We start from the raw sequence: 15,389 nt of genomic DNA, 5'->3' as shown, positions 1-15,389 counted from the left end.
CATCTTTCTAGCAAATCATGATCATGCTGGCAATTTCCAGAAAAATCTTTTGGTTACGATGAAAATGAGTAAAAAACTAAGTAAAGCGTTCTCGGGTTTTAGAATAATAGCAATATTATTAGTTATAACTCTATTTCTACAAATAAATTACTTACTTAAATCTTCATTATTATTTTCACAAATTTAATGTATTATTTAAATAACAAGAAGAAATTTAAATAAAAATTAAAACATAATTTCGTCATGTAATTCATGGGATTTAAATTATTAACAAATAGATTAAATCAAGTCATTAAATAATAGTTCTAATAGTTAATTTTTAATTCTTAATATTATCTCATTAAGCGCTAGGACATAAAAAGGAATTAACTATGTCTAATCACACCGTTATGATTATCGATGAACACCCTATTATCCGTTTTGGATTACGTCAGTTAATGGACTCCGATGAACATTTTACCGTTACTGCAGAGAGTTGTAATTGCTCAGAAGCACTTAATATTGCTACGCGTTTACAGCCTGATATGATTATGATTGATATTAATATGCATGGAAATAAAACGTTTGAAACCATGCGATTACTGCGTAAACATTGCACTAACAGTTACCTACTCGTTCTTTCATTATCCACAATGAAAACAGATGTCTATAGTGCTATTGATGCAGGTGCTCAAGGCTATCTATTAAAAAACTGCGATCTCGATATGCTAATGCATAGCTTAAAAAAGGCAACTGCGGGCCATCACGTTTTTAGTGAAAAAATATACCAACATTTGATTACTCGCCATCAAACAACAGAACCATTATCTAACTTAACCCGTCGTGAATGTGAAATTATCCATGAAATGGCCGCCGGTTTAAAAAATAAAGAAATATCACAGTTATTATTTATCTCGGAAGAAACTGTAAAAGTTCACATTAGAAATATTTTAAAGAAACTACATGTTCGTTCGAGATTAGAAGCTAGCTTACTTTATATGCGTTCAAAATAAATGATGTATTAATAACTTAATCACAAAAAATTATTATTTTAAACTCATTTAATATGAAGTTTATTAATTAACAAGTATTAATCAATAGTCCGTCATTCAGTATATGACTAACGTTTTCATTTATAAATAATAAATCTTTCCTATTCAAAGGGGTAGACCAAAAAACCATTTTCGCGCATTATGTTAAGCAAAATAGTAAGTCATCAGAGGACTACGCGATGCCAAACACCCCTTCTTCGTCTTATATTATGTATGGAATTAAAAACTGTGACACCATTAAGAAAGCACGCCGTTACTTAGAAGATAATGAAATTCCCTACCAATTTCATGATTACCGCGCTGATGGCCTCAATGATAAGCTGTTATCGACCTTTATCGCGCATTTGGGCTGGGAAGTCCTTGTTAATAAAAGAGGAACGACATGGCGAAAACTAACTGAAGATGAAAAAAACTCAGTTATTGATGCTAACAGCGCCAAAAAAGTATTGCTCGACGAACCTGCAATGATAAAACGTCCTGTACTTGTTTCTTCAGATAACCGCTACATCGTGGGTTTTTCTGCCGATGAATACCAACACTTTATTAAATAAACAGGAGATTAAAATGGATTGTCCTGTTATTGAACTGGCAAAACAACTTATCGCTCAACCCTCTATTAGCCCAGATGACCATGGCTGCCAAGCATTACTAATAGAACGTCTTGCAAAAATAGGCTTTACCGTTGAACAAATGCCATTTGGGGATACGTTAAATTTTTGGGCTTATCGTGGAATGGAAGGTGAAACTCTTGCATTTGCAGGCCATACAGATGTTGTTCCGGCTGGGGACCCCACTCATTGGCAAACACCTCCATTTACCCCCACTATTATTAATCAACATCTTTATGGGCGTGGCGCTGCGGATATGAAAGGCTCAGTTGCCGCAATGGTGGTTGCTGCCGAGCGTTTTGTTGAAAAACATCCAGAGCATCGTGGTCGTCTTGCCTTTCTAATTACTTCTGATGAAGAAGCTGCGGCGACAAATGGTACAGTCAAAGTAGTTGAAACATTAATTAGCCGCAATGAACGTCTAGATTATTGTTTAGTTGGTGAACCCTCAAGCCAATCTGAACTTGGCGATATCATTAAAAATGGTCGTCGAGGGTCTATTACGGCGAATTTAACTGTTATTGGCACGCAAGGACATGTTGCTTACCCCCAACTAGCGGATAACCCCATTCATCGTACAGCCCCTTTTTTACAAGAACTTGTTACGACCCAGTGGGATAACGGTAATGCATTTTTTCCTGCCACAACAATGCAAATTGCCAATATTCAAGCAGGAACTGGGGCAAGTAATGTAATCCCCGGTGAACTTTTCATTCAATTTAATTTTCGATTTAGTACAGAACTAACTGATACTATGATCCGCGAGAAAGTGATCGAAATGCTCACTCGCCATGGATTGAACTATAAGATTGAATGGTCACTTTCAGGGCAACCATTTTTAACAGGTGACAGTAAACTTGTCACTGCAACAAGACAAGCCATCAATGAATTTACAGGGCGTACTGCCACCCTTTCCACCAGTGGTGGCACATCAGATGGTCGATTCATTGCTCAGACGGGTGCACATGTAATTGAGTTAGGTCCATTAAATGCCACCATCCATAAAGTGGACGAATGTGTCAGTGTGGACGATTTAAAGCAACTCGCCTTAATTTATGAAAGAATTATGGAGTTGCTATTATTATGATCACTATTGATATGCTAACTGGTCGTTCTACAGATCACTTAGTCACATTAGGTGGTAACCATCGCTTGCAATTTAATACCACCAAAGCCTTTCTCGCGATGCAACAAGCCGCTGCTAAGTCTGGATTTAAACTGCAATCAGCGAGTGCATTTCGCGATTTTTCACGCCAATTATTAATTTGGAACGAAAAGTTTAGTGGTAAACGTCCCGTGCTTGATACCCAAAGTCAACCATTAGATATATCAACACTAACTGAAGGGCAACTGTGCGAAGCGATTTTACACTGGTCAGCACTACCAGGTGCAAGTCGCCACCACTGGGGAACTGAGATAGATATATATGATCCCTTGAGAATCCCTGTCGGTCAAACATTACAATTAGAGCCTTGGGAATACGAAGAAGGTGGCTATTTCGCCGAATTAAATAACTGGCTAACAGATAATATGGCGTCATTTGATTTTTATCGCCCTTTTACTGCCAAAGACGCCGGAGTGGCTTATGAGCCTTGGCATATCAGTTATTGGCCACTATCTCATGAAGCTGAACAGCTACTCACTCCTGATGTTATCAGACGCGTTTTATTACAAGAAGATATTAATGGTAAAAGTTGGTTATTAGATAATCTTGATTATGTGTTTAGACGCTATATTAAAGTGCCTGATTAACCCTTTTGATATCAACCAGTATGCATCAGCGACATACCGCCATAAACATAAAGCAGATGCATACGGTTATTTCTATTACTGTGATTTTTGGTACGGTTGTTTAAAATAAAATTATTTAACGTTCTGTTTTAGTACGTGTTGGAATTTGTTCATCAACCACAGGCAAACGGTACATAAAAAAGAGTAACCAACAAAGCAATGCTAATAAACCTATTTTCAACCACCAAAAACTCACAACCCAAATAGAAAAAGAAAATGTGATTAATATTAATGCAATCGCTTTTGGCTTCGCCCCTTTAGGTAATCCTTTATACTTTTGCCAATGACGAATATAACCGCCAAACCATGACCGATAAAGTAACCAATGATGAAAACGAGGAGATGAGCGTGAAAAACACCAAGCTGCTAGCAGTAAAAATGGTGTTGTGGGTAATACCGGTAAAATCACCCCTGCGAAAGCTAAAATGACGGCGAGCCAGCCTACCATTATCAGAAATATTTTTTTTATACTCACTTAGGTTTTCCCGTATAAGACAATAGTCCGTAAAATATCCTTATAAAACCTATGGTAACCTCGAAGATGACCAAGATTATACTCTAATACCAAATGCGCTAAATGAGAAGGAATCTCTTTTATCTTTCCCCAATATCAGATAATTTTTAATTGATCATACTTTTCCTACTAGTGCATAAATCTATCTTTTTCATCTTATAAATAAAAAGGCTTCATCATTAATTGATTTCTTTTACTTACTCACATTTGAACTAAGCTAAAATGAAAGTATGGATAATTCACTATGTCTTTATAAGTCTATAAGCATACAAATGATAAGGGATTATATTACTAAATCCACAATACGCTGTGTCATAAATAATTCCGTTAACAACCTTTCAACTTGAAATATGAAGAATATGTTTTATATCGGGTAAGAATGGTAGATAGATAATGAAACACTTATCTTTATTGACAGCAGTTGTTATTTTCACTTTCAATGTTAATCATGGATATAGTTAAACTAAAATATTGGGAGAAAAACAAAACGGTATAATTACCTTTATTGGCAATGTTATCGAACCACTGTGTGACGTCCATTTCAATAACACTAAACATGTCAGTGTTGAGTGTTATCATGATGGGAAATATATAACGAAATCTAGCTCACTAACACAAATAAAGAAACTAAATTTTAGCTATGTGAAAGTTGAATATAAACACGTTAACTAAAAAAGATATTAAACTTATATTATGATTAATACGTATAATTTTAAACACTTAATCGGGATACCCAAATAAATAATTGAAGTATCCCGATTTTTTATTACATGTTTATCTGACTATTGCATATCTATCATGAAAATAGCCTTACTATTCGCCTTACCCGGTTTAATTATTTCAGGGGGATATTTAACATACCTAGCGCTAAAGTTTAACGTTATTATTTGAGTACCCGACCCCGTTTGTACTGGAACCGCTATCCAGTTATTATTGGTAATGGGAATCCCGTTCCCTAAAGTACCGAGTGAAAGCACTTTCACTCGGCCGCCAACCGAATTTAATATTTCAATAGCTACGCCTTTCGCGGTTGAACCTAAGTCAGGATCTAATAGCAAATAATTTTGCTCATTATTCACCCTATTTTCCTCATTAGGTGCGAAACCATATTTTACTTTTGTAGCACCCCGTTGGCATTCAAGTGTAACTGAAAAATTTGCTGGGGTTGAAGGAAGGCTAGTTGCTGAGTGCTGACCTAAATTGACGACAGAGGTCACTTGATTTATACCGCAGGCATTAATAACTCGCCCACCAATAACTCGCTGAGCTAAATTAGTATATGAATTAGCGGCTGAAAATGTTGTGCCTGGATTTAAACCTGGTCCAGAAAATCCAAATACTCCGCGAGAAACGATACCCACTTGGCTTAAGTATGCATTTGAATTAACGGCTTGATCTGAACGAACTTGATTAATAGAGATACCCGAAAAATGTTTTAATGTAATATTAATTTTATTTGGATTAATTGAGTCTATATCATATCCAGTCAGTTTTTTTCTTTGTACTGCGTTATTAAACTGTGTTGTTGTATCCGTATTTGAACCAATGAAAAAATTAAACATCATGCCCGTCATGTTAGTTGACCAATATCTAATACCGGCTAAAGTAAGACGCGGGGCATTATTATTAATAATTCCAGGTGGCATATAATACATTTCATAAATTGAGTCCTTATCAGTTAGGTCACATTGAAAAAGAACCCTATCTAATGGAATACCAGTTTGACCGGATATGTTACTAGGCGATATATATTCATATGCTAAAAGTGTACCTATTGGTTGATATACTTCCCTATAGATCATCAAGTCAGTTTTTGACCCAACTCTCACGGGATTTCCAGAATTACCACTTGGTAATCCACCATTCCTTACAACACATGTAGCTTGGGATAATTCGGACATAAAAAATAATATAAATCCGAAAAACATTAAATCACGTTTAAGCATAACTCTCTCCGAACATAACACAAGTTAAATAAAGAAATAACTAGCATGAGTCATTAAACCCAATGGTGGAATGACACTTTAAAATAAATAGCAATAGTTAACGCAATATTTAATATGATAAATTAAAAGATAATATTATATCAATAATACTGACAAACTGATTCAGGTATGGAGTTGTTATTAGAAATATTATAATTGAAGCTACAACGCTGCTTATTATTACTTCCCCATCTGACAGTAATCTTTCCTTGTGCTGATTGAGAATTAAAATAAACTAATCCTCCTTGCCCAACTAAACCTACTTTTCTATTATTTTCATCGTATATATCAGCGCCAAATGGTACAGACTTATTATCCTGTAGCTTTATTCGATAAGTAATATTCATACCTTTTTTAGTCTCAAATTTAACTAACACTGAAGATCCTGCATAAGGTGCTATTTTTACCATATTGTTATCAATATCGACATCTGTACTCATATTCTCAGAATTAAGATAAAGGGTATTGTATTGATAAGGTGTAAGTGACGGTACTATTGCCTTCCCTCGTTTATCAATGACTATATTACTCCATGAAGATATTGAAGCACCTTCCGCTTCATCTGCTTCCACAATAGCAAATGTTTCGCTTAAATAACGAGATGGTACGATGCCACCTTGATAAGCAACCAATGCACCACTTGCCCCAGCGGAAAGTGATTTAAAATCATTACCTTGGGAATAACCAGCATTAACAGAAGTCACTGAAAAATCTTTTTGAATATTTCCAGAGAAACTACTATCCGACTGTCCAATATTACTTATTGATGCATTCCAAGCCATTGATTTATCATCGCCAAACGTACTACTCACACTCGTATTATTTAGCCAACGATCTTCAGAACGTGAGAGTGAGCTAGACAATAACGTATTTTGTTCTGGATACCAGATAGAGAATGGTACTGACACGTTAAATATATAGTTATTATCAGTAGCATTGTTATCATTTCGATACATTTTAATATAGCTAAAACTATAACCAATTCCTTTAAAGCTATTCATATAACCCGCTTGCAATTGTTTGGTATCGGGTAAATTATCACGCCACGTTTGCAATGAGCCACTCGCATATACCGAGCCATAATCTGCTAGGTGTTGATTAATCGTTAACACATATTGTGCACGCCGAGGATTAATATTATCCCCATCAAATAAATCGTTCTTTGTATCGCGACTTGCTTCATACAAGCTTAAATAATTTTGTGACTCATAACGATAGCCTGCTAACGCAATATTGGTGCCTGTTGTATTTATATCTTTATTCCATGTGACTCGAGCACGAGTGCCATTATAAATTCGGTTATTATCTAATTCAGATTTTGAATTAGCTACATCAAAGCTAAACGCGCCAATTTGCGTATTTACGGCCAGTCCAAGCAAACCGGATTGATATTTATTTGAATACTGCAATCCTATAAATGGAGTGACAATATTACTTAGCCCATATTGCACTGTTGACTGAATAAAAATATCAGAAGAAGTATCATCACCACGCAATCTACCACTCACAATGCTGTAATCAATTTGTCCTGGCCTCAATAAACCGGGCACTGTTGAAAATGGCACAATAAAACTTGATACATTGCCATTCGCTTCTGTCACTTGAACCGTCAGGTCTCCACCATAACCTGTTGCATACAGGTCATTAATCGTGAACTCTCCCGGGGATACGTTCGTTTCATAAATAACATAACCGTTTTGTATTACCCTCACACGAGCATTACTATTCGCTACACCTCTAACTGTAGGCGCAAACCCTTGCAACGATTGCGGACGCATACGATTATCGGTTGTTAATTCTGCACCGGTATAAGAAAAACTGTCAAAAATATTTCCATTAGTAAATGATTGTCCAATGGTTAATTCACTTTCAATTTGCGGAATTGCTCTTTGAACATATGTTCTCACATTCTCATGTCTAAATTTATTATCCTGGTTATATTGAAGATTAGATTGATGTCTAAACCTGTATAAACCTAAATTAACTCCTGTTGATATATTTCCATATACAGAATGGCTATCTTGTCCATGATTACGACTACTATAGCCATTGAAATTATAGTTAAGAAATAGTGCAGGGATCCCTTCGGTAAGTGCGCTAACAGGTACTAATCCACGCGCGTATTGTTCTACCATAATTTGTGGAATTAAAATATCTAAACGTAATACATCCTGCTTAAGCTTAATTTGCACATCTTTCGACAACATGTGGAGGTCTTTGCATTGCTCAGTAGATTTGATATTTTTTAAATATTCTGGCTTTATTTGAAAGCTATCAATATCTTCTTGAGTTAAACAAGGAATAACTTTCCCTTGCTTGTTTTCATAAAACCTAATCTCTTTATTATAAATAAATTCGTTATTTAGGTATAGATCAACAAACCAATTACCCGGCGTATTTTGATCTTCTGTCAGCTTATCTATTGATATATCTTTAGCGTTTCCAAGCAAAAAACCTTCATTATATGAATATTTTTTTTCAGGCAGTTTTTTTTCTAAAGCAAAAGCTAAGCGACCACTCATTAAAGATAGTGAAATAAATATAAGGATTAATTTAATTTTCATAGCAATACCATTATTTATAAATTATATTCATAGGTATCTAAACCACCGTAATCATTAATAACTGAGTAACTAATTTTTTTAGCATTAATAAATGCATTAGGTATCCCAGTCCCACTATCAAGGATCACATCTGAGTAAGGTGCTACCATTTTACCTTCTAATTTCATTTTATTAGATGCATCATGAATAACGACATCTTGAAAAGTTATAAACCAAGGTGAATTATTTTTGATAAATAACGCATTCCCTTTTGTCGATTTTTTGAATGAAAAAATAAGTTTTTCATTTAATAATTCAGGCATTCCTATACCTGTAGGCCTAAAAAATAATTTTATTCTAGATCTAATTGCAATTTGCATCGTATTTTTATTAGATTCAATTGCATCTTCTTTTTCTGGTGGAATTTCTAACACATTTAAATAATAAATTGATTCTCTGTCTTTAGGTAGTGAATCACCAAGATAAGTTAATCTTAAATTTTGCCCTGCATTTGGTAGCATTTTAAATATCGGTGGTGTAATAGCAAATGGAGTTTTAATATCCTCAGGAAGCTCATTAGGATCGCCTTTATCTAACCAAACTTGAACCAATGCTGGCCATTTATTTTCATTAACTAGCTGTACAACTTTACTTTTAGATTTTTCATTATATATAATACGAGTGCCATTAATAATAACACTCGCATAAAGTGATGTTGATATCATGAATAGAAATACAAATAAGAATATTTTATTTATATAGGCGAGTCGAATTGACATAATGACCTAACCTTGCATTTTTAATGTAATACATGAATTTTTCAATTTAGCTGTCAGGAGAATTAAATTCTCCTGACAGCATTATTCATTATGGGTATGTAAGCGTATAATTTACTTGTGCAGTAACATTACCCGGAGCAGTGACTGTATCCTTAGCGAAATAATAAGCCTGATACGCAAGTTGAGCTGCGCCACCAACAATTGGAGTCGAACCAACAGGTGTGCCATTTACCTTCGCAACATTACCTCCTTGATCTGCTAAACCAATCTGGACGTTTGCAGGTGCAACAGAAGGAATCAAATTACCTGTCGCCGCATCGCCATTTGTTAAGCTTTCGAAATTTGCCGCTACATCGACACCGCTGACAGTACAATTAGTCAAATCGATAGTAAAAGATGTATTTCCGGCAGTAGCACCAGCCGCATTCAATGCAGTAGTAGACACTGTGGGCAAATTAACGGTAAAGTCACCATTAGTACCTGAGCTGACTTTGCATGTTGTCGCCGTAATTTCACCATTAAATGTAATAGTACCATCAGCTGCTAATACCGATGCTGAAATTGAAGATGCGATAAATAAAACTAAAAATGTTTTTTTCATATTTAACCTTTATAAGATAAAAAAATCTCAACCTTTATTTTTAAAATAAAGGTGACAAACTACATATATAGGGATAAATCCATTTAATACTGCCATCCAAAACTAGATAACTAACGTACTTGCGATAAATATATTTTTATCATAATCAGATAATAAAAATACGACATTTATATTAAAAGCATTAGCAAATTTAGCTAATGACTCAACATCGATTCTATTAATACCACGCTCAAAACGAGAAATTTGCTGTTGGCTTATTCCTGTCATTTTAGAAAGAGCTTCACCACTTAAACCTTTTTGAAGTCTAATTGTTTTTATCTTTTTTCCAATCGATAACGAATATTTATATTTTTCAATTTCCATATGTTTCACCTCTGATCTTATTATCAAAGTTTAGATTCAGATTAGTTTCTAACTAATATTTTACGCATTCATAACTTAAAAACAAACAACATCACTCATTAGTGAGTAAAACAAATTAAATTTACTTTTATAAGTATTCGTTAAGTTAATAACTAAGTAACCCCAATAAAAACATCATGTTATAAAAATCAAATAGAATAGAATTTATAACTAAATAATCCCCTTTTACGCTAGCGATTGGTGACATATAGCTGACCAATGTCAAAAAATAGATAGTTACACTATAAAAATGAATTTAAATTTAAATATATATTATCCGTTGAGACTTTTCAGTTCATTTCGCATTACAAATATCACTTGAAATTAATTAAAGCCATTGTAAACAATCATAAAACAACAATCTTATATTGATATTTACTGTAAAATAAGACCCTAATAGAAATGTAAAATAAGAATAATGAAGAAAGCTACTTTTAGTAGTCAATGACATTATTTAAAGAACCAGCGCTAACCTATTTACACACTATTACTTCATGATATCGCATGGAGTTTATTGGCATATCTATATTTGATGTGTTAACTATATTTTTGATTAAACCAAGGCTAAAATTAAATAAAAATATTTCATATAAATATATTAAAAAAACCCTAGTTCTCATTTAAAGCGCGCTAAAACGATTCAATTATTCATCATTACTTATTGTAACTTTAAATCACAAGCCTATTTCACTGATAACACTTGATTTTTGTAATGTAAAAAATTCAGTTAATCAGCATCTATAAATAAAGCATTATCGCTAACTATGATTAGCCATTGTTAAAGTACTTGCAATTATCGATGTTCTCATCAAATACTATCCGTATAACTAAGTGATTAAATCCGAATATCATCAAAATTTGAGGACATATATGCAATGGTTAACTGATTATTGGTGGGTTATTTTACTCATACTTATCGGCATTATTTGGAATGCAATCAAGGCGATGAAGAAAATCGACCCTAAAAAATTTATTGATAATAAACCTGAGATACCACCCCATAAAGATAATAATCACCTTTGGGATGATGAAGACGATTGGCCTAAGGATAAGAAATCGTAAATTTTTGCTCAATCATGGCTGTAAGTTCCAATTGCTGATAACGAATATACAGACCGACTTCCAGCCTTGCTTGTTTAATCCACTGTTTTTGACCGGTCAAACCGACCTGTGTGCAAATTTCCGCTATAGATAAGCCGTCACGAAAATAAAGGGCTAGCACACTTTGGGAGCCGCATTGATGTTCAGCACTTGGTGGTTTAATTAGGTTGTCCTGCATTAACAAACGCTGAATCGCCGCGCTACTTGCAGCCATAGGTCTGCTATATTGACTAAAACCAATTAATTCCATCCAATCTTCGGTGGTAAGACTTTGCTCTTGGCTACTTTTCAGATTAAATTCATTCAAATCGTTACGCCAAAATAGATCTCTTTGTAATAAATAGTCAGCTCTCGAATACAATTTTTGTGCTTCAACTGAAATTGGCATTATAGCCATCGCCGAAAAACAGCCGCTGCTAGCCTCTTTGTGGCTACCAATTCGCACCAACCCAAAACCTGCAGCTTGCCAAAAAGCAAGTAACTCTGGCGTTAAACCAAAACTGACCGATAAATAATCTAGCCCCTGTTGTTGCGCCTGTTTTTTTTGTAATTCAATTAGTTGAAAACCTATTTTTTTCCGACGATAAGCAGATTCGACCGCAATTCGCATTACTCTGCGCGAGCTCATTTGTGCAGCAGAGGGAAAATAACTATGTGCAGCAAGTGATTGTGCAACTAAATTACCCCTTGGGCGCCGCAACCCTGCCCAAACTTGCCAGCTTAATGCTTCATCTAATTTCCCCTCGCTTATCATCCATAACGCACCAACATAACGTTCAGATTGATGACTAACGTAATGATCCCCCATTAAGCGAGCAACCGAAAAATATTGATTTTGAGCATCAAGCAAGCGACGTAAATCAAGAGGAGAAGTTCGATAGTGGGCACTCGTCAATAACCCATAAAATCTGCTGAGCCGTTCAGCGTTATTTGCAAGTTGAGATTGTGAGATAATTTCAAGTTGAATATTTCCATCAACCGGAAGCTGTTGTGGCGGCTCAGACAATAACAACGCTTGGTTTAGCCAATTTTCAAGTGGGTCATTACGAGCAAATCGGATAGGTTCATTTAACGTTAATGCCGTAAAATGGTTAAGCGTAACGCAAAATTTATTAATAAAACCTCGCCCTGTGCCTTCATAACCATCAACCGTGGTGGTCATTAAAACTCGAGGGAAATAGGTAATAATTTGTCTAAGAATATATGTTGGAATCGTCGCTGCTTCATCAATAATCAACCAGTCAGCACTGACTTGCTCACCGCGTTGGCAATATTGGAGTAACGTATCTGGCGCCCAAAATGTTAATGACTTTCCTGCATATTGTTCTAAAACTTGTGTCGCAACTTTTGCGGGTGCACAGCACCAACATTCCCCTTGCCATTGCTGAATCAACATTCCAGCGACAGTAGATTTACCTCTACCTCGGGCAGCAATAATACCCCAAATTTTTTGCTCTACCGATTGCGTTGTAGACAACATCTGGTTAAGTGCGAATTGTTGTTGCTGAGTCGGCTGGCCCGTTGGCGATTGCCAAGTAGGACAATCAGTTAATAATGCAAACTGCGGTTCTTGTCCTTGCTGATAAATAAGGGTTTGTGGTGAAGCTTTAATAATGCGCTGAATATGATGAATAAAATTTGGCGTTGATATAATACCCAATTGCTCATTCCAACGTACACTATCTGCATCTTCGCTTTGAGGCCAAATTTCATGGGGTGGCGTACAAACCACCAATAAACTTCCTGCTTTTAGCGTGCCAGCTAATATTGCAAATGCTTCACTATGAAAACCAGACCTTGCATCAAATATAGCGTGAGTATACTCACGTCCTAGTAGTAAATGGGCTTTTTCTGGTAACATTGCTGCCGATAAGTGGGAAGATAAAGTTAGCCAATCACCTGATAATTGAGCTTTAATTTGAGTAAGCTGTTGTTCTACCCACGTATTCTCTCCCGATAACACCAATAACCGGCGAAACCCACATTGGCGTAATTGTGCACATATATCGGGTAATGAGCTATACATAGCTATCTAAGACTTACCAATTAACAGTGACAAAATACCCGCTGCAATCAGTGGCCCAACGGGCACACCTCTAAATAATGCGACACCGATAACCGTACCGACCAATAAGCCTGCAACGGTAGAGGGTTGATGCGACATGAGTGTCACCCCACGACTACCAAGCCATGAAACGGCAATACCAATGATAATTGCTAATATTGATTTCCAATTTAAAAATGAACTCAATACGTCATGTGCAGATATTTTACCGCTGGCTATCGGCGCCATTACACCAATAGTAAGAATAAGAATACCAATCGTCAGACCATATCTTTCCACCCAAGGAAAAAAATCATTTAATGGCGTGATCCGAACGACAAGCAAAAATAGCATCGCTAAAGTGACAGTCATGTTATGACTGATAATACCCAGCCCAGCTAATACTAATAAAATTATCAACGTCGAGTCGACATTGCCCATAATCATTCCCTGTAAAACAACTGTCTTGCATTCGCAATCAGTAAAAAACACATAGATTAAACATGTTATTGACTCATCATTGAAGAAGCAAATATTTACCTAATATTTTCCGCTTACAACATAAAAATAGTTTTAGCGGTTATTTTTCTTCCTATATTAAATCAATGTTTGTACAGATTTAAGGAAGAAGAGCATTCATTATTTAGTGTGTAATATCAGTGATCCTGCTTGAACTACTTAAGCTAAATAGTCGGAATATTAGCGACTCTCTAAATTTTAAATTATGCTTTTTCCTGTCTTAAGTGCCGATAAACATCAACTAATAGCAAGTGTTACTGAAAAATAGCTGGAAAGTCTTTACGCTCAGACAAGATTTTATAATCACGTATAATGATGCAGGGTAATCTATATTAAAAATTTATAGCTTATTATTTTTAATACTTTTATCTGTTTAATTCCTCGTGAGAAGCTTTACACACCACTATTTTTAGGATTGATGAAATGAGCAAACCTTTATCACCTTATTCAAGCGCTCGCTATATCGCTATCCGCTTGAGCCCGGGAGAGGATGTAATCCTCACTTTACGACAACAAATTCAACAACATAATTTACAAGCTGCCTTTATTGCAGGATCAGTTGGTAGTTTAACCGATGTTGCTTTGCGCTTTGCAGGCCAAGAAAATAGCCATCAAACCTCTGGAAAATTCGAAATTGTTTCTTTAATTGGCACACTAGATGCTAATGGAGAACACCTCCATCTTGCAGTATCCGATGAAAATGGTCACATGAGTGGCGGGCACATGATGCAGGGCTGTACGGTTAGAACCACTTTAGAATTGGTGATCGGCGAACTAGAAAATAATACTTTCATCCGCGAACATTGCCCTTTATCTGGTTACGACGAACTCGTCATTACCTCTCGTTAATTTTATTATTGGTTATATTTTGCAAGGATTAATGCTGTCATGACAAAATCCCCCCTTATTTCTAGTCGTACATTAGCTTTAATTGTTTTTTCTATCGCAATTAATATGATTGGTGGACAATTAAGCTCAATGCTTAAACTCCCTATATTTCTTGATTCTATTGGTACATTAATTTGTGCGTTATTAGCCGGACCATGGGTGGCCTTATTCAGTGGTTTATTAACAAATTTATTATGGGGACTGCTCAGCGGCCCTATTGCTGCTGCCTTTGCACCCGTAGCTATGATGATAGGATTAAGTGCAGGATTATTAGCGCGTGCCGGAGGATTCCGTACATTGCCCCGCGTTATTTTATCTGGCGTAGTGATAACTTTTGCTTTAATGATTGTTGCTGTACCAATAAGAACTTATTTATTTGCAGGAACTACGGGTAGTGGTGCAGACTTTTTTGTCGCTTATTTTCATGCTGTTGGGGATAATTTACTTGAATCTGTCGCCATCACCGTACTCGGCGCGAATATTGCCGATAAAATTATTTCAGCCTTAGTTGCTTGGTTATTAGTTCGCCGATTACCTGAGCGCGTACAAAGAAGTTTCCCACAAATGGCGAAGGTTCGCTAAG

15 protein-coding genes are annotated in these 15,389 nt (G+C 35.7%); 7 read left to right on the top strand and 8 right to left on the bottom strand.

From position 1 onward, the window contains the following. The first annotated feature begins 371 nt into the window (after positions 1-371). The 4 genes from DD649_RS08350 (at position 372) to DD649_RS08335 (ending at position 3,391) form a co-directional block, all read left to right on the top strand. The gene (locus tag DD649_RS08350) at positions 372-992 is read left to right on the top strand and encodes a LuxR C-terminal-related transcriptional regulator (RefSeq protein WP_294105863.1); all 621 of its coding nucleotides are present in this window, start codon (positions 372-374) and stop codon (positions 990-992) included. A 218-nt stretch (positions 993-1,210) separates the two neighbouring features. Next, positions 1,211-1,582 carry an ArsC family reductase gene (locus tag DD649_RS08345; RefSeq protein ID WP_294105860.1) on the top strand — a complete coding sequence of 124 codons (372 nt, stop codon included), beginning with the start codon at positions 1,211-1,213 and terminating at the stop codon, positions 1,580-1,582. A gap of 13 nt (positions 1,583-1,595) precedes the next feature. Further along, a complete protein-coding gene (dapE, locus tag DD649_RS08340; RefSeq protein ID WP_336429928.1) occupies positions 1,596-2,726 on the top strand; it encodes a succinyl-diaminopimelate desuccinylase in 1,131 nt (376 codons plus the stop codon). Further along, entirely contained in the window at positions 2,723-3,391 is a 669-nt protein-coding gene (locus DD649_RS08335; RefSeq protein WP_294105855.1) for a M15 family metallopeptidase, read from the top strand. The genes dapE and DD649_RS08335 overlap by 4 nt, the downstream gene beginning before the upstream one ends. A 115-nt stretch (positions 3,392-3,506) precedes the next feature. Here the strand turns inward: DD649_RS08335 and DD649_RS08330 are convergent, their stop codons facing one another. The 6 genes from DD649_RS08330 to DD649_RS08305 all read right to left on the bottom strand — a co-directional run bounded on the left by DD649_RS08330 (position 3,507) and on the right by DD649_RS08305 (position 10,215). Further along, positions 3,507-3,899 (bottom strand): DUF454 family protein, encoded by a 393-nt coding sequence (locus tag DD649_RS08330; protein ID WP_294106191.1) that lies wholly within the window; start codon positions 3,897-3,899, stop codon positions 3,507-3,509. 827 nt (positions 3,900-4,726) lie between these two features. Then, the gene (locus tag DD649_RS08325; RefSeq protein WP_294105852.1) at positions 4,727-5,590 is read right to left on the bottom strand and encodes a fimbrial protein; all 864 of its coding nucleotides are present in this window, start codon (positions 5,588-5,590) and stop codon (positions 4,727-4,729) included. Between the two features lie 440 nt (positions 5,591-6,030). Continuing rightward, positions 6,031-8,493, bottom strand: a complete 2,463-nt coding sequence (locus tag DD649_RS08320; protein ID WP_336429925.1) for a fimbria/pilus outer membrane usher protein — start codon at positions 8,491-8,493, stop codon at positions 6,031-6,033. A gap of 14 nt (positions 8,494-8,507) precedes the next feature. Then, on the bottom strand, positions 8,508-9,251 hold the full coding sequence (locus DD649_RS08315; RefSeq protein ID WP_294105846.1) for a fimbria/pilus periplasmic chaperone: 744 nt from the start codon (positions 9,249-9,251) through the stop codon (positions 8,508-8,510). Between the two features lie 88 nt (positions 9,252-9,339). Further along, positions 9,340-9,852 (bottom strand): fimbrial protein, encoded by a 513-nt coding sequence (locus DD649_RS08310; protein WP_294105844.1) that lies wholly within the window; start codon positions 9,850-9,852, stop codon positions 9,340-9,342. Positions 9,853-9,954: 102 nt separating this feature from the next. Then, a complete protein-coding gene (locus DD649_RS08305) occupies positions 9,955-10,215 on the bottom strand; it encodes a helix-turn-helix transcriptional regulator (RefSeq protein WP_294105841.1) in 261 nt (86 codons plus the stop codon). A 909-nt stretch (positions 10,216-11,124) separates the two neighbouring features. Between DD649_RS08305 and DD649_RS08300 the strand changes: the two genes are divergently transcribed. Then, positions 11,125-11,316: a hypothetical protein gene (locus DD649_RS08300; protein ID WP_294105839.1), complete on the top strand. Its 192-nt coding sequence runs from the start codon at positions 11,125-11,127 to the stop codon at positions 11,314-11,316. Here DD649_RS08300 and DD649_RS08295 read toward each other — a convergent pair. Together DD649_RS08295 and DD649_RS08290 are read right to left on the bottom strand one after the other, a co-directional pair. Further along, positions 11,297-13,381: a GNAT family N-acetyltransferase gene (locus tag DD649_RS08295; RefSeq protein ID WP_294105836.1), complete on the bottom strand. Its 2,085-nt coding sequence runs from the start codon at positions 13,379-13,381 to the stop codon at positions 11,297-11,299. The genes DD649_RS08300 and DD649_RS08295 overlap by 20 nt on opposite strands. Positions 13,382-13,387: 6 nt before the next feature. Continuing rightward, positions 13,388-13,840, bottom strand: a complete 453-nt coding sequence (locus DD649_RS08290) for a DUF441 domain-containing protein (RefSeq protein ID WP_294105834.1) — start codon at positions 13,838-13,840, stop codon at positions 13,388-13,390. A 501-nt stretch (positions 13,841-14,341) separates the two neighbouring features. Between DD649_RS08290 and DD649_RS08285 the strand changes: the two genes are divergently transcribed. Beyond that, positions 14,342-14,767, top strand: a complete 426-nt coding sequence (locus DD649_RS08285) for a PPC domain-containing DNA-binding protein (protein WP_294105832.1) — start codon at positions 14,342-14,344, stop codon at positions 14,765-14,767. 39 nt (positions 14,768-14,806) lie between these two features. Then, positions 14,807-15,388 (top strand): ECF transporter S component, encoded by a 582-nt coding sequence (locus DD649_RS08280; RefSeq protein ID WP_294105831.1) that lies wholly within the window; start codon positions 14,807-14,809, stop codon positions 15,386-15,388. Position 15,389: the final 1 nt, after the last annotated feature.

The sequence above is a fragment of the Providencia sp. genome, assembly GCF_003533305.1.
Classification (GTDB): Bacteria; Pseudomonadota; Gammaproteobacteria; order Enterobacterales; family Enterobacteriaceae; genus Providencia.
Note: the sequence above shows the minus strand (reverse complement) of the source record. Positions and strands in the feature narration are given on the sequence as shown.